The sequence below is a fragment of the Pseudomonas sp. MYb193 genome (genome assembly GCF_002966775.1).
In the GTDB taxonomy this organism is placed as follows: Bacteria; Pseudomonadota; Gammaproteobacteria; order Pseudomonadales; family Pseudomonadaceae; genus Aquipseudomonas; species Aquipseudomonas paracarnis.
Window position 1 is genome coordinate 5014715 of the sequence record NZ_CP023269.1, and the last position, 21695, is coordinate 5036409.

Annotated in this window: 12 protein-coding genes; 3 read left to right on the forward strand and 9 right to left on the reverse strand. The window is 60.8% G+C overall.

Features of this window, described 5'->3' with window-relative positions:
* Window positions 1-3: 3 nt before the first annotated feature.
* Window positions 4-3900, reverse strand: a complete 3897-nt coding sequence (gene purL / locus CLM72_RS22920) for a phosphoribosylformylglycinamidine synthase (protein WP_072447211.1) — start codon at window positions 3898-3900, stop codon at window positions 4-6.
* A 286-nt stretch (window positions 3901-4186) separates the two neighbouring features.
* Between purL and mltF the strand changes: the two genes are divergently transcribed.
* Window positions 4187-5647 (forward strand): membrane-bound lytic murein transglycosylase MltF, encoded by a 1461-nt coding sequence (mltF, locus tag CLM72_RS22925; RefSeq protein ID WP_073842888.1) that lies wholly within the window; start codon window positions 4187-4189, stop codon window positions 5645-5647.
* Between the two features lie 136 nt (window positions 5648-5783).
* Here the strand turns inward: mltF and CLM72_RS22930 are convergent, their stop codons facing one another.
* The 5 genes from CLM72_RS22930 to treP form a co-directional block, all read right to left on the reverse strand.
* Window positions 5784-6062 (reverse strand): PTS transporter subunit EIIB, encoded by a 279-nt coding sequence (locus CLM72_RS22930; protein WP_105228338.1) that lies wholly within the window; start codon window positions 6060-6062, stop codon window positions 5784-5786.
* Window positions 6063-6064: 2 nt separating this feature from the next.
* Window positions 6065-8599: a phosphoenolpyruvate--protein phosphotransferase gene (gene ptsP, locus CLM72_RS22935; protein WP_105228340.1), complete on the reverse strand. Its 2535-nt coding sequence runs from the start codon at window positions 8597-8599 to the stop codon at window positions 6065-6067.
* Window positions 8600-8798: 199 nt separating this feature from the next.
* Complete coding sequence (locus CLM72_RS22940; protein WP_105228342.1) at window positions 8799-10019, reverse strand: carbohydrate porin; 1221 nt, start codon at window positions 10017-10019, stop codon at window positions 8799-8801.
* A 68-nt stretch (window positions 10020-10087) separates the two neighbouring features.
* Window positions 10088-11734 (reverse strand): alpha,alpha-phosphotrehalase, encoded by a 1647-nt coding sequence (treC, locus tag CLM72_RS22945; RefSeq protein ID WP_105228344.1) that lies wholly within the window; start codon window positions 11732-11734, stop codon window positions 10088-10090.
* Between the two features lie 114 nt (window positions 11735-11848).
* A complete protein-coding gene (gene treP, locus CLM72_RS22950; RefSeq protein WP_105228346.1) occupies window positions 11849-13291 on the reverse strand; it encodes a PTS system trehalose-specific EIIBC component in 1443 nt (480 codons plus the stop codon).
* Between the two features lie 254 nt (window positions 13292-13545).
* Between treP and treR the strand changes: the two genes are divergently transcribed.
* Both treR and CLM72_RS22960 read left to right on the forward strand, forming a co-directional pair.
* A complete protein-coding gene (treR, locus tag CLM72_RS22955) occupies window positions 13546-14250 on the forward strand; it encodes a trehalose operon repressor (RefSeq protein WP_054918297.1) in 705 nt (234 codons plus the stop codon).
* An 81-nt stretch (window positions 14251-14331) separates the two neighbouring features.
* Window positions 14332-17778 (forward strand): membrane-targeted effector domain-containing toxin, encoded by a 3447-nt coding sequence (locus tag CLM72_RS22960; protein ID WP_105228348.1) that lies wholly within the window; start codon window positions 14332-14334, stop codon window positions 17776-17778.
* An 82-nt stretch (window positions 17779-17860) separates the two neighbouring features.
* Here the strand turns inward: CLM72_RS22960 and guaA are convergent, their stop codons facing one another.
* The 3 genes from guaA to CLM72_RS22975 all read right to left on the reverse strand — a co-directional run bounded on the left by guaA (window position 17861) and on the right by CLM72_RS22975 (window position 21656).
* Window positions 17861-19438 (reverse strand): glutamine-hydrolyzing GMP synthase, encoded by a 1578-nt coding sequence (guaA, locus tag CLM72_RS22965; protein WP_014719806.1) that lies wholly within the window; start codon window positions 19436-19438, stop codon window positions 17861-17863.
* A gap of 81 nt (window positions 19439-19519) precedes the next feature.
* Complete coding sequence (guaB, locus tag CLM72_RS22970; RefSeq protein ID WP_034128014.1) at window positions 19520-20989, reverse strand: IMP dehydrogenase; 1470 nt, start codon at window positions 20987-20989, stop codon at window positions 19520-19522.
* Between the two features lie 118 nt (window positions 20990-21107).
* The gene (locus CLM72_RS22975) at window positions 21108-21656 is read right to left on the reverse strand and encodes a hypothetical protein (protein ID WP_057703905.1); all 549 of its coding nucleotides are present in this window, start codon (window positions 21654-21656) and stop codon (window positions 21108-21110) included.
* Between the last annotated feature and the right edge of the window lie 39 nt (window positions 21657-21695).

Genomic DNA, 21695 nt, shown 5'->3' on the forward strand with positions numbered 1-21695 from the left:
GCCTTAGTTCACCCACACGCGAGCGTTGCGGAACATGCGCATCCAGGCGCCGTCTTCGTTCCACTCTTCCGGACGCCACGAGTTCTGCACGGCGCGGAACACGCGCTCCGGGTGCGGCATCATGATGGTCACGCGGCCGTCGCGGCTGGTAAGGCCGGTGATCCCGCGCGGCGAGCCGTTCGGGTTGGCCGGGTAGCTTTCGGTGACCTTGCCGTGGTTGTCGACGAAACGCAGGGCTACGGTGCCGGACAGGTCGGCTTCAAGCAGCGCTTCTTCGCTGCTGAATTCGGCGTGGCCTTCACCATGGGCGATGGCGATTGGCATACGCGAACCGGCCATGCCCTGCAGGAAGATCGAGTTGGACTCCTGCACCTGCACCATGGCGACACGGGCTTCGAACTGCTCGGAACGGTTACGCACAAAGTGCGGCCAGAACTCGCTGCCCGGGATCAGTTCGCTGAGGTTGGACATCATCTGGCAACCGTTGCACACACCCAGGGTAAAGCTGTCGTTGCGTTCGAAGAAGCCCTGGAACGCATCGCGGGCACGGCTGTTGAACAGGGCCGACTTGGCCCAGCCTTCACCGGCACCCAGCACGTCGCCGTAGGAGAAACCACCGCAGGCCACCAGGCCTTTGAACTCGTTGAGGTCAACGCGACCGGCGAGGATGTCGCTCATGTGCACGTCGATCGCATTGAAGCCGGCGCGATCAAACGCCGCGGCCATTTCCACCTGGCCGTTGACGCCCTGCTCACGCAGTACGGCAACTTGTGGACGAATGCCCTTCTTGATGTAAGGCGCGGCGATGTCCTGGTTGACGTCGAAGCTGAGCATGGTGCTCAGGCCCGGGTTGTCTTCTTCCAGGATCACGTCGAATTCCTGCTCGGCGCAGTCGGCGTTGTCGCGCAGACGCTGGATCTGGTAGCTGGTCTCGGCCCACTGGCGTTGCAGCAAGCGGCGCTGACCGGTAAAGACCGTGTCGCCGTTGAAGGAGATATTGACTTCGCCGTTGTTGATCGGCTGGCCAATCACCGCCACGCACTCGGCCAGGCCAGCGGCGCTGAACTGCGCGAGCACGTCTGGGGTCGCGTCCTGGCGTACCTGGATCACTGCACCCAACTCTTCGTTGAACAGGATGCCGTTGATTTCGGCAGCATCCTCGGCAACGCTGTCGAGCACGATGTTCAGGCCGCAGTGACCGGCGAAGGCCATTTCGACAACGCTGGTCAGCAAACCACCGTCGGAACGGTCGTGGTAAGCCAGCAGATGGCCGTCGGCGTTGAGGCCCTGGATCACGGCAAAGAAGGCCTTGAGGTCTTCGGCGTCGTCGACGTCCGGAGCCTGTTTGCCGAGCTTGCCATGGGTTTGCGCCAGGATCGAAGCGCCCATGCGGTTCTGGCCACGGCCCAGGTCGATCAGGATCAGGTCGGTGGTACCCTTGTCCATGCGCAGTTGCGGGGTCAGGGTCTGGCGGATGTCGGTGACCGGCGCAAAACCGGTGACGATCAGCGACAGCGGCGACGTGACGCTCTTGTCGGTGCCGTCTTCGTTCCAGCGGGTGGCCATGGACATGGAGTCCTTGCCCACCGGAATGGTGATACCCAGTTCCGGGCACAGCTCCATGCCGACAGCTTTGACCGTGTCGTACAGGCGCGCATCTTCACCTGGGTGGCCGGCAGCGGACATCCAGTTGGCCGACAACTTGATGTCGGACAGCTTGCCGATACGCGAGGCCGCGATGTTGGTGAGGGTTTCACCAATGGCCATGCGACCCGACGCCGGAGCGTCCAGCAGGGCCAGCGGTGTGCGCTCGCCCATGGCCATGGCTTCACCGGTGTACACGTCGAAGCTGGTGGCGGTGACGGCAACGTCGGCGACCGGCACCTGCCATGGACCGACCATTTGGTCACGGGCAACCAGGCCGGTGATGGTGCGGTCGCCGATGGTGATCAGGAAGCTTTTGCTCGCCACGGCCGGATGGTGCAGCACGCGTTCGATGCTGTTGGCCAGGTCCAGCGTGCTTGGGTCGAAATCATCGCCCAGCTCGCTTTCACGTACCGCCGAACGGTGCATGCGCGGGGCCTTGCCCAGCAGCACTTCCAATGGCATGTCCACCGGGCTGTTGCCGAAGTGGCTGTCGGTGACGGTCAGTTGCGGCTCGGCAGTAGCTTCGCCGACCACGGCAAACGGGCAACGCTCGCGTTCGCAGATGGCCTGGAAGCGTGCGAAGTCTTCAGGACCGACGGCCAGTACGTAGCGTTCCTGGGATTCGTTGCTCCAGATTTCGTGCGGGGCCATACCCGGCTCGTCGTTTGGAATGTTGCGCAGTTCGAAACGGCCACCACGGTCGCCATCGTTGACCAGTTCCGGGAAGGCGTTGGACAAACCGCCGGCGCCGACGTCGTGGATGAAGCTGATCGGGTTCTTGTCACCCAACTGCCAGCAACGGTCGATGACTTCCTGGCAGCGGCGCTCCATCTCAGGGTTTTCGCGCTGTACGGAAGCGAAGTCCAGGTCGGCCGAGCTGGTGCCGGTGGCCATGGAAGAGGCCGCACCGCCGCCCAGGCCGATCAGCATCGCCGGGCCGCCGAGCACGATCAGCTTGGAGCCGACCAGAATCTCGCCTTTCTTGACGTGCTCTTCACGGATGTTGCCCATGCCGCCAGCCAACATGATCGGCTTGTGGTAGCCGCGCACTTCATCGCCACGCGGGGTGGTGATGGACTGCTCGAAGGTCCGGAAGTAGCCGGTGAGCGCCGGGCGCCCGAATTCGTTGTTGAACGCGGCGCCGCCCAGCGGGCCTTCGATCATGATGTCCAGCGCGGTGACGATGCGCTCAGGCTTGCCGTACGGCACTTCCCACGGCTGTTCGAAGCCCGGGATCTGCAGGTTGGACACGGTGAAACCGGTGAGGCCCGCCTTGGGCTTGGCACCACGGCCGGTGGCGCCTTCGTCACGGATTTCGCCGCCCGAACCGGTGGCTGCGCCCGGGAACGGGGCAATCGCGGTCGGGTGGTTGTGGGTTTCAACCTTCATCAGGATGTGCACCGGCTCCTGCACCGCGCCGTACTGGCGGGTTTCCGGGTCCGGGAAGAAGCGACCGGCGACGGAGCCGACAATGACCGAGGCGTTGTCCTTATAAGCCGACAAAACGCCTTCGCTGTGCATCACGTAGGTGTTCTTGATCATGCCGAACAGGCTTTTTTCCTGGCTTTGGCCGTCGATGTCCCAACTGGCGTTGAAGATCTTGTGACGGCAGTGCTCGGAGTTGGCCTGGGCGAACATCATCAGTTCGATGTCGTGAGGGTTGCGCTTCAAGCCGGTGAAGGCGTTGACCAGATAGTCGATCTCGTCTTCGGCCAGGGCCAGGCCCAGCTCGGTGTTGGCCTTCTCGAGGGCGGCACGGCCACCGCCCAGCACGTCGATCGCGGTGAGCGGCTTGGGTTCGGCGTGGCTGAACAGGCCGGCAGCCTGTTCCAACTGGCTGACGATGATCTGGGTCATGCGGTCGTGCAGGCTGCTGGCGATCAGCTCGGCTTCGGCATCGCTGAACTGGCCAGCGACGTAAAAGGCGATCCCCCGCTCCAGGCGCTGGATTTTATCCAGGCCGCAGTTGCGGGCGATGTCGCTGGCCTTGCTCGACCAGGGCGAGATGGTGCCGAACCGTGGCAGAACCAGGAACAAGCGGCCAGTCGGCTCTTGAACGGGAACGCTTGGGCCGTACTTCAGAAGGCGTGCCAGCACTTGCTGTTCGTCGGCGGTCAAGACGCCGGTTACGTCGGCGAAGTGAGCAAATTCAGCGTACAGGCCTGTAACAGCTGGAACCTTCTGGCTCAGTTGCTCAAGGAGTTTGCTGTGGCGAAAGGCAGAAAGGGCAGGAGCGCCGCGCAGGATCAACATCTTCGGGACAGCCTCGGGAAGGGGTGTGCTTTGAGGCCGTGCATTCTAGCGTAAACCTTCGCCAACGGCACCCGAAACGCTACCGGTGGCCGCCGCCGAACGTCAGTTGGCACGCTTTGCCTGCGATCACGGCGTTATCCAGGGTATTGGGCGCAGTTATTTTAACCGTCACAATCGCTCGCCAAGCCCCGTTTCTGCGGGCTGCAGCACAGTTTTACGCTGGCTAGCAGACAAGTGCGCCGCTGTCGAGATATGGCGCCGTGAGCCGTTTGCGTATACTGCGCAGATGTTCTTCCCAACTGTTTCGCGCCTGCGATGCGTCAAATGGCTCATCGCCACCTTGCTCTTCCTGATGCTCAGTGCCTGTGTTGATAAACCCAGCACACTGGAGCGAATCAAGGAGGATGGCGTATTGCGGGTGGTCACTCGCAACAGTCCCGCTACGTATTTCCAGGATCGCAACGGCGAAACCGGCTTCGAATACGAACTGGTCAAGCGCTTTGCCGATGACTTGGGAGTGAAGCTGGAAATCGAGACGGCCGACAACCTCGACGACCTGTTCAGCCGGCTGGGCAAACCCAATGGCCCGGTACTCGCCGCCGCCGGCCTGGTGAGCAGCGACCAGCGCCAGCAGCAGGTGCGCTTCTCCCACCCGTACCTTGAAGTCACCCCACAGATCATCTACCGCAACGGCCAATCGCGCCCCACCAACGCCGCCGACCTGGTGGGCAAGAAGATCATGGTGCTCAAGGGCAGCACGCACGCCGAACAACTGGCGGCGCTGAAAAAACAGAACCCGGCGATTGAGTACGAAGAATCCGACGCGGTGGAAGTGGTGGATTTGCTGCGCATGGTCGACGAAGGGCAAATCGACCTGACCCTGGTGGACTCCAACGAAGTCGCCATGAACCAGGTGTACTTCCCCAACGTGCGCGTGGCCTTCGACCTCGGCAATGCCAGCAATCAAAGCTGGGCCGTGGCGGCAGGCGACGACAACAGCCTGCTCAACGAAATCAACAGCTATCTGGACAAGGTCGAGAAGAACGGCACCTTGCAGCGTCTGAAGGACCGCTACTACGGGCACGTCGATGTCCTCGGCTATGTCGGCGCCTACACCTTTGCCCAGCACTTGCAACAACGCCTGCCCAAGTACGAGAAGCACTTTCGCGCCTATGCCAAGGCCGAGAAAGTCGATTGGCGGTTACTGGCAGCCATTGGCTATCAGGAATCGCTGTGGCAACCCACGGTCACATCCAAGACCGGCGTGCGCGGCCTGATGATGCTGACCCAGAACACCGCGCAAGCCATGGGCGTGTCCAACCGCCTGGACCCCAAGCAGAGCATCATGGGCGGCGCCAAGTACCTGGCCCGGATCAAGGATGAGCTGGACGACAAGATCGCCGAGCCCGACCGCACCTGGTTCGCCCTCGCCGCCTACAACGTGGGCACCGGCCATCTGGACGACGCGCGCATCCTGGCGAAGAAAGAAGGCCTGAACCCGAACAAGTGGCTGGACGTGAAGAAGATGCTGCCACGCCTGTCGCAGAAGCAGTGGTACAGCAAGACCCGATACGGCTACGCCCGCGGCGGCGAGCCGGTGCATTTTGTGGCGAACATCCGGCGTTACTACGACATCCTCACCTGGGTGACCCAGCCGCAGTTAGAGGGTAACCAGGTGGTGGAAGGCAACCTGCATGTGCCGGGCGTGGACAAGACCAAGCCACCGCAAGACACCCCTCAACTCTGATCACGACAGCCCGCACACTGCAAATCCCTGTGGGAGCCGGGCTTGCCCGCGATGGCGGCCTGACAGTCAAGGTATTCGGCGCCTGACACACCGCTATCGCGGGCAAGCCCGGCTCCCACATGGGATCATCGTCGCCTTATAGGCCGGTGAGCAGATGGACCACGCCGCCCGGCAGTACCATCACTGCGGGGACACCGGCAGCCTTCAACGCCGACTCATCCAACCCACCCACCTCCTTCAATTGCACGCGCACCCGCGTGAGTGCCACGCGCTGCTGTGACGTGACGTTCCCCTCCCCGCCCAATGCACTCACCACATCGGCCGACAACAGGCTCGGCGTCGTCGGCGTGACCGTCTCGGCCACCAAATCAGGCGTCAGGGCTTTCCAGAACGCCCGCTGCAATTTCTCGAACATGCTCAGTGCTCCACGACAGGTGAGGTTTCAACGGTGGCCGCGTGGTACAGGCGCAGGGCCTCGCGCACTTGATCGGCTTCTTCCAGGCCCAGCACTTGGCGGGCAATGATCTGGCAGTCGTGCAGGTCCAGTTCGCGCACGGTGGCCTTGATGGTGGGGATCAGCGGCACGCTGACCGACAGCTCATCCACGCCGAGCCCGATCAATACCGGCACCGCCACTGTTTCAGAGGCCAGCGCACCACATACCCCCACCCACTTGCCATGGGCATGGGCCGCCTTGACGGTGATGTCGATCAGGCGCAGGACGGCCGGGTGAAAACTGTCGGCCTGGCTGGCCAGGCGCGGATGGTCGCGGTCCATGGCCAGGGTGTATTGGGTCAGGTCGTTGGTGCCGATGGAGAAGAAATCCACATGGGGCGCAAACACATCCGCCATCAGCGCTGCGCTGGGGACTTCGATCATGATGCCCAGCTTCGGTAACTCGGTCAGCCCGAGGGCCAGCGCCTCTTCTTCGAGCATCTTGCGCGCCAGGTGCAGCTCCGACAGCAGGCTGACCATCGGCAACATGATATGCAGCCGCGCCAAGCCTGCACTGGCAAGAATCGCGCGCATCTGTTCACGCAGCAGTTCGGGGCGTTCCAGGCACAGGCGGATACCGCGCAGGCCAAGGAATGGGTTGGTCTCGTTTTCCATCGGCACATAGGCCAAGGGTTTATCGCCGCCCACATCCAGGGTACGTACCACCAGATTACGCTCGGTGCCGAGGGCGCGGGCGATGGCGCTGTAGGTGTCGGCCTGCTCCTCTGCGCTCGGGGCGCGGTTGCGGTCCAGGTAGAGGAACTCCGAACGCAGCAGGCCCACGCCTTCCCCGCCCAGGGTCAGGGATTGCTCCACTTCCTGCAACGAGGCGACGTTGGCGGTGACTTCGACGTGATGCCCGTCGCGGGTGACCGCCGCCCGTGAGGCCTGCGCCACTTCACGTTGCAGCCGCTGTTTTTGCTGTTGGCGAACTGCCTGCAATTGTTCGATTTCAGCCAGGTCCGGTTCCAGGTGCAGCTCGCCTTTGTCAGCATTGAGCAGCACCCGCTTGCCGTTGGCCAGGGCCAATACCTGGCTCGGCACCCCGCAAATCGACGGCAGGCCGAGCGCCCGTGCGAGGATTGCCACATGGCTGGTCGCGCCACCGGCGACCGTGACGAAACCTAAAACTTTACTGGCATCCAGGCCGGCGGTTTGTGAGGGCGTCAGCTGTTCGGCGACCAGGATGGCGCACTCCGGCAGCTCCATTGATCGCTCAGGCACGCCCAGAATCAACTTGAGTACGCGCTGGCCAACATCGGCCAAGTCCGCCGCACGCTCAGCGAGCAGCGTTTTACCCAAGCCTTCGAAGAGCCTGGCGGTCGCCACCGTGGCCGTATTCCAGGCAAAGGCCGCGCTCTTGCCTTCGGCCAGCAGGCTATGGGCTTGTTCAAGCAGGGTCGGGTCTTCGAGCAGTTCCTGGTGGGCGCGGAAGATCTCGGCCTGGGCACTGCCGGCCGCCTTGGCCTGCAACGCTTGCAGCGCCTCGTTTGCCGCCCGCAGGCCACGGGCCAATGCGGTACGTTCGAAGGTTTCTCCGGCACCGGCTTCGGGAATCTCAAGCGCCGGTTCAGCCACTTGGACAACCTGGCCGAACGCCGAGCCCGGCGACGCGCAGACGCCTCGCAACACGGACGCAGAAGACGCAGGCGTGGCGGGCTCGTTGATCGCCTCGACCGCTACCGGCAGCGTCTCGCCACAGCCGTCGAGCAGCAACGCCACCAGCGCCTGGATTGCCGCCTCGGCATCTTCCCCCGCCGCGCTCACTTGCACGCTGTCGCCCTGGGAGGTCTGCAGCGCCATGATCGCCACAAGCGACTTGGCATTGGCGCTCAGGGTTTGCTTGTGCAGGAAAATGCTGGAACTGAACCCCTTCGCCGCCTGGGCAAACACCGCCGCAGGGCGGGCGTGCAGGCCGCTGGCATTGGGCAGTGTCACTGGCTTGGAAAACAGCGCATTGCCCTCTTCCACGTCCACCTCAGCGGGCATCGGCCCCGGTGAGACCTGCACCAGTGGCTGGCCGGACTCGACCAGCGCCTGACCGGCCACCAATGGCACAAACGGCTCGCCGCTCACAATGAGCATCAAGGTCAGCAGGCTGCGTGCATGGAGCGCCACATAGTCGGCATCGAACTCTATCAGCGGCTGCCCGGCCTCCACCCGCTGGCCTTCCTCGACCAGGCGGGTGAAGCCCTGGCCTGCAAGGTTCACGGTGTCCAGGCCAATATGCAGCAGCACCTGCACTCCGTTATCGGCGGTGACACTGACCGCGTGGCCGCTGTCCTGAATGTTGCTGATCACCCCGGCCAACGGCGCGCAGAGGGTCTGCGAGGTGGGGTCGATGCACAGGCCATCGCCAATCACGCGGCCGGAAAATACCGGGTCGGGGACCTGATCCAGCGCCAGCAAAACCCCGGACAAGGGTGCCAGCAGTTCCAGGGGTTGAGATGTGGTCATGACTTCACCTGTTTGTGTTGTTCTTTAAAAATCATTGAGCCGATGCAAGGTTGAGATCAAAGGTGGGAGCGGGCTTGCTGTGGCGAGGGAGCTTGCTCCCGCTCGACTGCGCAGCAGTCGCAGGCTTTTGGGGGCGCTTCGCACCCCAGCGCAAGCAAGCTTGCTCGCCACAGCAAGCCCGCTCCCACACGAGCCCGGCTTACTTCCACCAATATTCGACCTGCACACCGACGTTCGACCCATGCCGCGCGGTGCCATAGGCGCCGGTGTCGGACAACGCCGAGCCCGCCGCCAGCTCATTGGCCGCACGCTTGGCCGCTTTGTTCCAGGACGCATAGGTGTAATACAACCGCACTTCGGGCCGCGCCCAGAACTCAGGGCCTTTGGGCGACCAGGTCGGGGCGAAGGTAAATTTGCTCAATTTGCGCGTACCGCCGGTGGCCTCGACCTGATCGTGCCCCAGCTCAGTGACCAGTTTGAATTGCTCGCTGAGCGCATACGCAGGACGCACACCGAGCGACATCCAGTTCTGGTCCTGGCGCCCTGGACGCACATCTTTCTGGTACACCGCCTCGACTTGCCCGCCGAAACGCGGGGTCACTTGCCAATCAAAGAACTCCACGGCGCGGTAACTTTTGCTGCTTTTGTCCAACGTGGTATTGCCGGTGTAACCCAGACCGGTGCCTGGGCCTTCGCCGTACTGGAGGGCAAACTTGTTCTTGCCCCCCAGGAATGCCGCTTGCACATGCTGCGCGGTCAGCGCCCATCCGCTATTGGTATCACGCCCACCGGCCCTGGCTATGTAGCTCAAGCCAAGCTCCAGCTCGCCGCCCGGGTTGGTATTGAAACCTGCGACGTTGAAGTCGTGACGGGTGGCGTATTCCTTCTGGTACAAGTTGTCCTTGCGTGACAGGGCGTAGCTGTATTTCAAGCCGCCGATCAGCACATCCTCGATTCCCCCGCCGGTGGCGCTCTGGTTCCAGTAGTAGAAATCCGAGATATGGATGTCGTTACGCTTGTAGTAACGCCGCCCGGCCCACAGCGAACCGCCATTGAGACTGGGCAGGTTGGACCATTGCGCATACATCTGCGGCATGCGCGCCGAACCGTTGTTTTCTCCCTGGAATTTCAGGGCACGGTCGTACTTGTTGTAGAGGGAAGCCATGGCATCGACGCTGAACACCGAACCGTCATCGAGGGTCAGCAGGTCCTGGCGCAATTCCAGTTCAGCGTACTGCTCGCATTCGTTGCCCAAGCGGTACTTGGTTTGCGCCCCCGGCAGTTGGAAGCATTGCTGCTTGCCACTGCCGGTCGATGTGCCTGCGCCGCTGCGCAAGTAACCGGCGAATTCCAGAGCCTGGGCGCCAAACGGCGCAGCGAGGCACGAGGCGATAAGGCCCAGCTTTATTGTTGTTTTCATGAAGTGCTCCTTTTATTTTTATTGTTTTTTCTTACTGTCTTGCGTGACGCGATTGCCGGTAGGGCGGCTCAGCCCTTGAGGTACAGCACAAACGATTCGTAAGGACGCAACACCACCGCGCTCGTGCGCACCGGGCAGTCGGGGTAGTTGCTGATCAGCAAACGTTGTTCGCACGCCGCGTTGATGACGCCATCGGGCAATTGGATTTCGCACGGTGTGCCGTAGAAGTTGTTGAGCACCAACAGGCGCTCGCCCTGGCCTTCACGCAGGTAGGCCCAAACCTTGGGATGGTCTTGCAGCAGTGGGCGATAAACGCCTTGCTGGATCAGGGGCTCATGGCGCCGCAGGGCGATCAATGCACGGTAGTGATGCAGCACCGAGTCCGGGTCATCCAGCTGGTTTTCGACATTGATGTGCGCGGCGTTGGCCGGGATGCCGATCCACGGCTCGCCAAGGCTGAAGCCGGCATTGGCCTGGTCGTTCCACTGCATGGGCGTACGCCCGTTGTCGCGAGACTTCTGCATGATTGCCGCCATGCTCGACGCCTCGGACTCTCCCGCATCGCGCTTGAGTCGGAAGATATTCAGGGTTTCCACATCGCGGTATTGTTCGATGCTGTCAAAGCCCGGATTGGTCATGCCCAACTCTTCGCCCTGGTACACATAGGGTGTGCCCTGGAGAAAGTGCAGCGCAGTGGCAAGCATCTTGGCCGAGACCACGCGATATTCGCCGTCATCACCAAATCGCGAAACCACCCGCGGCTGGTCGTGGTTACACCAGAACAGCGCGTTCCAACCGCCACCGGCCTGCATGCCTGTCTGCCAATCGGAGAGGATCTGCTTGAGTTGCAGGAAATCGAAATCGGCCTTTACCCACTTTTGCAGGTTGGGGTAATCGACTTTCAGGTGGTGGAAGTTGAAGGTCATCGACAGCTCTTTCGAGGCCGGATTCGAGTAGCGAATGCAGTGTTCCAGGCGGGTGGACGACATCTCGCCTACGTTGATCAGGTCATGGCCTTCGAAGACTTCGTGGTGCATTTGCTGCAGGTACTCGTGCACATGCGGGCCGTCGGTATAGAAGCGGCGGCCGTCGCTGGTGTCTTCAGGGAAATCTGCGGGCTTGGAGATCAGGTTGATCACATCCAGGCGAAAACCACCCACGCCTTTGTCTCGCCAGAAACGCATCATCTTGAACACTTCGGCGCGCACCCTGGGGTTGTCCCAATTGAGGTCGGCCTGGGTATGGTCAAACAGGTGCAGGTAGTACTGGCCAGTCTGCGCTTCGTATTCCCAGGCCGAGCCGCCGAACTTGGACTCCCAGTTGTTCGGCTGGTCGCGCCAGATGTAGAAGTCACGATAGGGATTGTCGAGGCTGCTGCGCGCCTGCTGGAACCATTCGTGTTCGATGGAGGTGTGGTTGACCACGATGTCGAGCATCAGCTTGATACCACGCTTGGCGGCTTCGCTGATCAGCAGGTCGCAGTCGGCCATAGTGCCGTAGCTGGGGTCGATGGCGTAGTAGTCGCTGATGTCGTAGCCGTTGTCGCGCTGAGGCGAACGCAGGAAGGGAGTGACCCACAGGCAATCGATGCCCAGCCACTTGAGGTAGTCGAGTTTGTCCACGATGCCCAACAGGTCACCGGTGGCGTTACCCGCGTGGCTGTGGAAGCTTTTGGGGTAGATCTGGTAGATCACCGAGTGTTGCCAGGATTGCATGGTGGGTTCCTTCAGTAGAGTTGGTGTTGGCCCTTCCGGCCTCATCGCAGGCAAGCCAGCTCCCACATTTGAATGTGTTCACTGTGGGAGCTGGCTTGCCTGCGATAGCGATCTTCAGGCGACCCGGTAACCAGGCCGAACGATCTTCATGCTCAACATGCACGTCAGCGCAAACGGCACGACCATCGCCACCACCATGCCGATCACAAACATTGGAATCGCACTCGGCACGATCGAGATAAACCCGGGTAGCCCACCGACGCCGATGGCCGAGGCCTGCACTTTGTTCAACGACAGGAAAATGCTGCCCAGCGCCGAGCCCAGCAGCGCGGCATAGAACGGGAATTTGAAACGCAGGTTCACCCCGAACATCGCCGGCTCGGTGATGCCGAAGTAAGCGGAAATGGCCGAGGTCGAGGCCATGCTTTTGTCCCGCGCATTGCGGGTCATGTAGAACACCCCGAGCGCGGCGCTGCCCTGAGCCAGGTTGGACATGACGATCATCGGCCAGATAAAGGTGCCGCCCTGGGTGGAGATCAACTGCAGGTCGACGGCGAGGAACATGTGGTGCATACCGGTAATCACCAGCGGCGCATAGAGCAGGCCGAAAATCGCGCCGCCGACCATAGGTGCGATTTCAAACAGGGTGACCAGGCCTTCGGTAATCAGAATGCCGAGGTGACGCGTCACCGGGCCGATGATTGCCAGGGCCAGCACACCGGTGACAACGATGGTAGTGATCGGCACCACCAGCAGTTGAATGGCATTCGGTACCCGCGCCCTTAGCCACTTCTCGATCACGCTCATGACAAAGGCGGCCATCAGGATCGGCAGGATCTGCCCCTGGTAACCCACCTTCTCGATCTGGAACCAGCCGAAGATATCGAAGTACGGCAGGCTCTGGCCATCGAGGCCGGCGACCGCCTTGCCATAGTTCCAGGCGTTGAGCAGGTCGGGGTGCACCAGCATCAAACCGAGCACGATGCCGAGGATTTCACTGCCGCCAAAACGCTTGGCCGCCGACCAGCCCACCAGCGCCGGCAGGAACACGAACGAGGTGTTGGCCATCAGATTGATCAGGCTCCACAGGCCATCCAGGTTCGGGTAGGCCTCCAGCAGTGTCTGGCCTTCGATGAACATGCCCTTGGCGCCCATCAGGTTGTTCACGCCCATCAACAGGCCGGCGATGATCAGCGCGGGCAGGATCGGCATGAACACATCGGAGAACACCCGCACCAGGCGCTGCATGGGGTTGGCCTTGTCGCCGCCGGCTTTCTTGACGTCGGCAATGGTCGAAGCGGCAAGGCCGGTCAGTTCGCGCAGGGCGGCGTAGACCTTTTCCACTTCGCCGGGGCCGATCACCACCTGGAACAGGCCGCCGGTAAAGAACGAGCCCTTGACCAGGTCGACCTGGTTCAGGGCACTGTTGTTGACCAGGCTGGGGTCCTTGAGCGCCAGGCGCAGGCGGGTCACGCAATGGGCAGCCTGCTCAAGGTTTTCGCGGCCCCCGAGGTTGTCGAGGATCTCGCGGGCAATCGTTGAATAGTCGTGGCTCATGCTCGTTTTCCACTGTGATTGTTTTTATGGGTGGCAGTCGTTGGCAGCACGCCGAGGAGGGAAAAGTACTCGTCTGTACGAGTTAAATCAACAACTCGTCTGTACGAGTTACACTTTTGTTTATCCATACGATCTTTCCGTCAGGTTTTTCACCTGCGTGCACAGGTGTCCAATGGACAAACCCAACCTCTGCCACTAAGGTTCCTGCCTTGAACGCGCAGTCCACCTTCATAACGCCGGGCAAGAGCCATCCCATGAGCAAATACAACCAGATCTATACGGATCTGCTTGCCAGCATCACCACCGAGCGCCTGCAACGCGGTACGCGCCTTCCCTCCGAAACCGAACTGATGGACGCCTACCAGGCCAGCCGTGGCACCGTACGGCGCGCCATCGAGCAGTTGCAGGAACGTGGCTTTGCGCAAAAGATCCACGGCAAGGGCACCTTTGTGTTGTCGCCCAACCCGATCGAGTTCCAACTGGGCGGCATCGTCAGCTTCCACGAAACCCACGCTGACCTGGGCGATGACGTACGTACCGACGTGGTCGAGTTCACCCAGATCCCGTTGGAAGGCTCACTGCTGCAGCACATCGAGGCCGAACCCGGCACATTGATCACGCGCATCAAACGGGTGCGCCGCATCGGCGGCAAACGCGTGATTCTGGACATCAACCACTTCATCAGCGACCTGATTCCCGGCCTGGACCGCGACATCGCCGAGCAGTCGATCTACGCGTTTATCGAGCAAACGCTGCAGCTGCAGATCAGCTACGCGCAACGCACCATCGAAGCCCTGCCGCGCAGCAAGGACGACCAGGCGCATCTGGATCTGGAGGGGCAAAGCCATGTGATTGTGGTGAGTAACCAGACGTTTTTGCAGGATGGAAGGCAGTTCGAGTACACCGAGTCGCGGCATACGTTGGATAAGTTTTATTTTTCGGATATTGCGAGACGCTGAAGCCTTACCCAACAACTATGTAGCGCCCGCAAGCGTCGCACCTAAGGGACCCTCGCCTTCTTTTTGAAGGATGAGCCCTCCATGAGTACCGGTACCCCCCTGCCCAATGCAGCCGACAAGGCCGCGCTGATAACGTTGGCCACCCAAATAATCCCGGCATGCCCCAGCCTGAATGACAGCGCCCATCAAACCGCCTGCGACATCCTGCAAAAGCACGGTGTAAAAGGCCTGGACCCGGATGACGTCTACTACCATCGGTTCAAGAGCGCCCAGAGCAGCACCAAGACCTTCACCGGTTGGGAACACCTACTGGAAAAACCCTACGAATCGACAACCCTGACGCAGTTGGTGATTCATCGCTTTCGTGCCACCGATTTCGACAACGCCGACTTGCTCGACCTGTATGGGGGTTTTTACACCACGGGTCCGGTGTATGGCGACTTTAATGAAACCAACGAAGTGCGTCTGCATGGCAACGAAGTGCTGAAGGACTTCTGGAACATTCGATTCGACAGCCTCTACAACGGTCAACTGGACGACTTCTGGCACAGCCATGCCGACGACTTCCGAACCCTGGCCAAATGCAATTTTCTCAGCAAAGCGGTTCAGGCCGCCGACCTCAAACAGCTGACAAAAGAAGACCTAGAGACCTGCATCAGTACTGTCGCCTCCAACGTGACGTGGCCTATCACCCGCAAGATGCTGCAAACCGAAGTGTCTGCAGGCGAACCTCCCCAGGTATACGCCCTGGATGTAGACGGCCATGTGGCGTTCAACTTGCTACGCATCGTCGATCCGAAGGGCCGCCAGATTCTTTACACGCCCGGCGACACCCCTGCGTTCCAAGTCCTGGAAACCCCGGCGGACATGCACTGGTGGGTTCTGGGCAAAATGAACAACGAACAGAGCCGCGACGCCTTCCTCTGTCACTTCCCGCTGTCTGATCGCCTGGCCATGCAGGAGAACATCACTGACCTGATGAACCGTCTCGTCGGCACGTGGGGCAAGTCCGACCACCATCTGATCAACCGCAAAAACCAGGCGATCAATCTCGATGCTTTCTCCTGGTTGATGGAGCGTACGCGCTGGTCCATGTACGACGAGGCTCGGCAACTGCTGACCACCCAGAAGGACCTGCAAAAAAAACTGTGGATAGGCTACCTGAGCGCCGGCTTGAAAGTGTTCGGCCCAATGGCCGCGATCGGCTGGGAAGTGGCTTTGCCGGTCCTGGGCGCCAGCATCGCGCTCACCGGTATGAATATCGATCAGGCCGTCAATGGCCGTACCCGCGCAGAGCGCAAGGCTGGCGTGACGGCGGCGGTGATCAATGGTATCGCCATGCTGTTCAACGTGCTGGCCCTGGCCGGGCCGGGCCCCATCACGGAGGTGGGTGCGGAGGTCGATGCCGCAGAGGCCGCCGAAATGGCCGAGTACAAAAAGGAACTACAGCCTGAGCCCGTCGATGAGCCCGCAGTGACACCGACGGGTGGAGAAACGACGGTACCGCCCACTGCCGGGGAGCCACCGGCCGCCACCTCCCAGATACCGACATCCTGGAAACGCCTGCAAGGCCTGGAAGAGGCAACCCCAATGACCGAAGGAGGACGCTACCGCAATATCTACACCGTCAAAGCCAACCCTTCGACCGTCATCAAGTTCAAGGATGCCGTCTATTACGTACGCTACGAGGCCGATATCAATGGCGAAGGGAGCTGGGCAATTATCGATCCACAGAACCCTAACGCTTTTTACGGCACACGCCCGGTACAACTCAATGCCGCCGGTGAATGGGAGCTCGCTTTGCGTCCATCCGACGCCATCAGGGGAGGTGCTCCGGTCGACACGGTCGCTGCAGGCGAAACACGGCTGGGTACAAGCACGGTCGAAGAAACCATGCCGAGTTCCTATGGCTCGCCCAACGCCAGTAACCCCCCCTCCAGCCTCGGCACCGCTTATGACCTCAACGACCTGGACCCGTACCAGATTGAGCTGGCAATGGGCGGCAGGCCGGACCACTTCAAGCGTATCCCCAAGCCTGGAGGCGGCTTCACTGACTTCTACACCTCAGATTATTTTATCAATCCGGCGCGCACCAAAATCCTCACCGCAGCGCGTCAATTTTTCTCCCGGCCCTTTTTCATTCACAGCCTGCCTGAGCGCCCGGCCTTGCCCTCGCTCACGCCAGAAATGTCCTCCACCGAGCTGATTGAAGCCGTGTTCAAAACCGCCCCCGGTCTGGTCGTCGCTGAAAGCCCGAATCGCATCGCCAGCTTGTACGTTCTGATCAAAGACATGCCTGCCCTGGCGCGCCAAGGGATCAAGACGCTCTACCTGAACCGCCTGTTCAACGACCTGCATCAACTGGACCTCGATACGTTCGCCAACACCGGGGTGCTGTCTGACGACCTGAAAGTCTATCTTGAGCAAATGGATGCCTTGTTGCCGGTACGCTTTAACACCCAGGCACTGCTCACCGCCGCCAGGGCATACGGCATACGTGTGCAGGCCACGGGCTGCCTGGCCAATTACCGATCCTTCGCGGTGGCGATGGATGAACAAATGGCCAAGAACTTCCTGACCAGCGAAATCATTCGCCTGGACCAGCTCAAGAACGGCGTCGGCAAATGGGTAGCGTTGACCGGGGCGCAAAACACCAACACGTTCAGGGGCGTGGCCGGTATCAGTGAAATAAACGGTGGCACCAGCCTGCGCATCGTTGAGGAACTCAATGCCGCCAGCCCCAAGGTTGAAGTGCGTCTTGGCCCCAAGGTAGTGAATCGGCCCAAAGTAAACCCGAGCCTGAATGCTCTGGACACAGACCTCTCTCTGAAAATACCCATGACCGAACTGGAGATGCCACGCACCTATGTGTTCACTGAGCGGCAGGTCGAGGATGCGCTCAAGCTTCCTGGCGATTACCTGCTGGAACAGACCCAATCGACATTGACCCTGATCCACCGTAATCGGCTCAAGGCGCTGGTGCGCAGTACTATCCAGGGCACCATCAGCCAGGGTTACTTTATTGATGCGGCCCAGTTCCCTCGGCTTAACGGTAACGTTTACAACTCCTTGCCGGAACTGCTCCAGGCCCTCAACAACCAGGGTATGCGGTTCAGGGGGTTGCCACTGATCAAGACGCCGGTTCCGACGGCCGAGGTAAACATTAATAACGTGCCCGCTTACGACGACATCCCGCCACCCGCAGGCTTTGTTCCCGCAGTGAATTTACCCGTGATGCCGGCAGCGACCAGCGCCCCGCAGGTTCCTCCTGCGTGGGAAGCCAATGAGATCCTGGAGGGCGAAGCACCGGTCAGCGAACCTGGGAAATACCAAGGGATCTATCGACTCACGTCCGACCCTGGCGAGGCGATTCTGTACGATGGCAAACCCTATTACGTACGCTATGAAACCTATCGAGGGGGGACCAGCGGCTGGACCATCATCAACCCCCACGCCCCCAACGCCACTGCGGATTCGATTGCGGTTCGGCTGAACGCACAAGGGCAGTGGGAAACATTTGCTCGCTAGCCACGGATCCCCCCCTGAAACAACAAAGCCCCGGCATCTGCCGGGGCTTTGTTTATTTACGATTCGAGGCGCGGGCCAGGAATCACTCCCACTCAATCGTCGCCGGCGGCTTGCTCGACACGTCATACGTCACGCGCGAGATACCTTCGATCTCATTGATGATACGGCCGCTGACCGTCTCCAGCAGTTCGTAAGGCAGGTGTGCCCAACGCGCTGTCATGAAGTCGATCGTCTCTACGGCACGCAGTGCAACAACCCACGCGTAACGGCGGCCATCGCCTACAACGCCAACCGATTTCACCGGCTGGAACACCACGAACGCCTGGCTGACCTTGTGGTACCAGTCGGCCTTGCGCAGTTCTTCGATGAAGATGTGGTCGGCGCGACGCAGCAGGTCGGCGTATTCCTTCTTCACTTCACCCAGGATACGCACGCCCAGGCCCGGGCCCGGGAATGGATGGCGGTAGACCATGTCGTACGGCAGGCCCAGTTCCAGGCCCAGACGGCGGACTTCGTCCTTGAACAGTTCGCGCAGCGGTTCTACCAGCTTGAGGTTCATTTCCTCAGGCAGGCCGCCCACGTTGTGGTGGGACTTGATCACGTGGGCCTTGCCGCTCTTGGCGCCGGCCGACTCGATCACGTCGGGGTAGATGGTGCCCTGGGCGAGGTATTTGATGTTGTCCAGTTTGTTGGACTCGGCATCGAACACGTCGATGAAGGTACGACCAATGATCTTGCGCTTCTTCTCCGGGTCGGACTCGCCGGCCAGGTTGTTGAGGAACTGGTCCTCAGCGTTGGCGCGGATCACCTTGACGCCCATGTTCTCGGCGAACATGGCCATCACTTGCTCACCTTCGTGCAGGCGCAGCAGGCCGTTGTCGACGAATACGCAGGTCAGCTGGTCGCCAATGGCCTTGTGCAGCAAAGCGGCCACAACCGAGGAGTCAACGCCGCCGGACAGGCCAAGCAATACGTTGTCAGTGCCGACCTGGGCGCGCACTTGGGCGATGGCGTCTTCAGCGATTTTCGACGGGGTCCACAGGGCTTCACACTCGCAAATGTCGAGGATGAAACGCGACAGGATGCGCCCGCCTTGCTTGGTGTGGGTCACTTCCGGGTGAAACTGCACGCCGTAGTAGCGACGCTCGTCGCTGAACATGCCGGCAATCGGGCAGCTCGGGGTGCTGGCCAGGATGTGGAAGTCTTCCGGCATTTTGGTGACCTTGTCACCGTGGCTCATCCAGACGTCGAGGCCGAACAGGCCGTCGGCGTCGATGTGGTCTTCGATGCCGTCCAGCAGGCGGCTCTTGCCGACCACGTCCACACGGGCATAACCGAATTCACGCAGTTCGGAACCTTCAACCTTGCCACCCAGTTGCTCGGCCATGGTCTGCATGCCGTAGCAGATGCCGAATACCGGCACACCCAGATCGAATACCGCTTGCGGGCAGCGCGGGCTGTTGGCTTCGTGAACGGACTCGGGGCCACCGGCGAGAATGACGCCTTTGGGTGCGAATTCGCGAATCGCTTCATCGTCCATGTCGAACGGATGCAGTTCGCAGTACACGCCGATTTCACGCACGCGGCGGGCGATCAGCTGAGTGTACTGGGAACCGAAGTCGAGGATCAGGATGCGGTGGGCGTGAATGTCGAGGGCCATGAAGTCAGTCTCGTCTAATGAATCAGAAACAACTCGGGGCTGAAAGAACAGCCCCGGTTACTTAACGTTTTGCTGGAAGCCTCAACCTACACGGTAGTTTGGCGCTTCCTTGGTGATCTGCACGTCGTGGACATGGGATTCAGCCATGCCGGCGCCGGTGATCCGTACGAACTCTGGCTTGGTGCGCATTTCTTCGATGTTGGCGCTGCCGGTGTAGCCCATCGAGGAACGCAGGCCGCCCATCAGTTGATGGATGATCGCGCTCAGGGTGCCTTTGTACGGCACACGGCCTTCGATGCCTTCCGGTACGAGCTTCTCGGCGCCTGCCGAAGAGTCCTGGAAATAACGGTCGGAAGAGCCTTGCGCCTGGGACATGGCACCCAGCGAACCCATGCCACGGTAAGCCTTGTACGAACGGCCCTGGAACAGTTCGATCTCGCCTGGCGCTTCTTCGGTACCGGCGAACATCGAGCCCATCATCACGCAGGAGGCACCGGCAACGATGGCCTTGGACAGGTCACCGGAGAAACGGATGCCACCGTCGGCGATCAAGGGTACGCCAGTGCCTTCAAGGGCAGCGGCGACATTGGCGATGGCGCTGATTTGCGGCACGCCCACACCGGCGACGATACGCGTGGTGCAGATGGAGCCTGGGCCGATACCGACCTTGACTGCGTCGGCGCCAGCTTCGGCCAGGGCCTTGGCGGCAGCGCCGGTGGCGATGTTGCCGCCGATCACCTGCACTTCAGGGAAGTTCTGCTTGACCCAACGCACGCGGTCGATCACGCCTTTGGAGTGGCCGTGGGCGGTGTCGACCACTACCACGTCAACACCGGCAGCGACCAGCGCCGAGACGCGATCACCGGTGTCTTTACCGGTACCGACCGCAGCGCCAACGCGCAGACGACCTTGGTCATCCTTGCTGGCCAGCGGGTAAGCCTTGGCTTTTTCGATGTCGTTGACGGTCATCATGCCCTTGAGGGCGAACTTGTCGTCGACGATCAGCACGCGCTCGATGCGGTGCTTGTGCAGCAGTTCACGCACATCGTTCTTGTCGGCGCCTTCCTTGACGGTGACGAGGCGCTCTTTAGGCGTCATCACTTCGCGGACGGTGACTTCAAGGCGGTTCTCGAAACGCACGTCACGGGAAGTGACGATGCCGACCAGGTCGCCATCGTGCAGCACCGGGACGCCGGAGATGTTGTGCATACGCGTGAGTTCGAACAGGTCACGCACGGTAGCGTCGGCTTCGATGGTGATCGGATCTTTCACCACTCCGGCTTCGTAACGCTTGACCTTGCGCACTTCGGCAGCTTGCTGCTCGATGGTCATGTTCTTGTGGATGATGCCGATGCCGCCTTCCTGAGCCATGGCAATGGCCAGACGGGCTTCGGTGACGGTGTCCATGGCAGCGGAAACCAGGGGAATATTCAGCTCGATGCCACGGGTTAGGCGGGTCTTGAGACTGACTTCGTTAGGAAGCACCTCGGAATAACCGGGCACTAGGAGAATGTCGTCGAATGTCAGAGCTTCTTGGCTGATACGCAGCATCGCGGGGGCTCCCGAGCGGGAAAATGGAAGCGCGCCATTATATACATGCACCCTGCCGGGCTCAATGTAAAACTCTGACAAACTTGGTAATACTGATAGATGGGTAATTTGATCAGGGTTATAGCTCGACTTTGACCCAACTGATCTTCTGGTCCAGCCAATCGGCAAACTCGTCGATAAAGCTTTGTTTGAAACCCGCCTCCGCCCAGTTGTTGAAAATGAATCCCAGGTTGGAAAACCCGCATTCCTGCAGGAACAGAAAGCCATTGATGTCGTCTTCATGCCCACATAGCGGGCAGGTGAAGTTATCGGTGTGGCCAGGCATCCAGTCTTCCAGGCTTTCAAACAGCGCCTCGCCGACTTCCTTGAGGCACTCCGGGCAGCCCGCTTCTTCGAGGAACCCCTTGGCCGGGGTATAGATGCAACGCTTGTAGATGATCTCCAGGCCATTGACCGGCTCGTTGAATGGCAGCGCCTCGGGGTGCAGCACCACGGCGCGGGCACCATCGGCCAGGGCGTAGCCCATGCGGTTGCCGGTACGCCCACAGGTGGTGAGCTCTTCCTTGATGATGTTCTTGCGCACCAGCCAGCGCACAATCGCCCGGGCGCGGGGTTCGTGGACCGGCAAGGTGGAGATTTTCGGGACAAGGATGCTTTGGGAGTTCATGGGAGTCCTGCGGTGTGGCTATTGGCGCCATCGCGGGCA

Coding starts and splice junctions, on each gene's coding strand:
- treC (WP_105228344.1), bottom strand. CDS start 11,734: ATGCAATCCTGGCAACACTCGGTGATCTACCAGATCTACCCCAAAAGC.
- CLM72_RS22975 (WP_057703905.1), bottom strand. CDS start 21,656: ATGAACTCCCAAAGCATCCTTGTCCCGAAAATCTCCACCTTGCCGGTC.
- CLM72_RS22930 (WP_105228338.1), bottom strand. CDS start 6,062: ATGTTCGAGAAATTGCAGCGGGCGTTCTGGAAAGCCCTGACGCCTGAT.
- treR (WP_054918297.1), top strand. CDS start 13,546: ATGAGCAAATACAACCAGATCTATACGGATCTGCTTGCCAGCATCACC.
- treP (WP_105228346.1), bottom strand. CDS start 13,291: ATGAGCCACGACTATTCAACGATTGCCCGCGAGATCCTCGACAACCTC.
- guaA (WP_014719806.1), bottom strand. CDS start 19,438: ATGGCCCTCGACATTCACGCCCACCGCATCCTGATCCTCGACTTCGGT.
- mltF (WP_073842888.1), top strand. CDS start 4,187: ATGTTCTTCCCAACTGTTTCGCGCCTGCGATGCGTCAAATGGCTCATC.
- CLM72_RS22940 (WP_105228342.1), bottom strand. CDS start 10,019: ATGAAAACAACAATAAAGCTGGGCCTTATCGCCTCGTGCCTCGCTGCG.
- ptsP (WP_105228340.1), bottom strand. CDS start 8,599: ATGACCACATCTCAACCCCTGGAACTGCTGGCACCCTTGTCCGGGGTT.
- guaB (WP_034128014.1), bottom strand. CDS start 20,989: ATGCTGCGTATCAGCCAAGAAGCTCTGACATTCGACGACATTCTCCTA.
- CLM72_RS22960 (WP_105228348.1), top strand. CDS start 14,332: ATGAGTACCGGTACCCCCCTGCCCAATGCAGCCGACAAGGCCGCGCTG.
- purL (WP_072447211.1), bottom strand. CDS start 3,900: ATGTTGATCCTGCGCGGCGCTCCTGCCCTTTCTGCCTTTCGCCACAGC.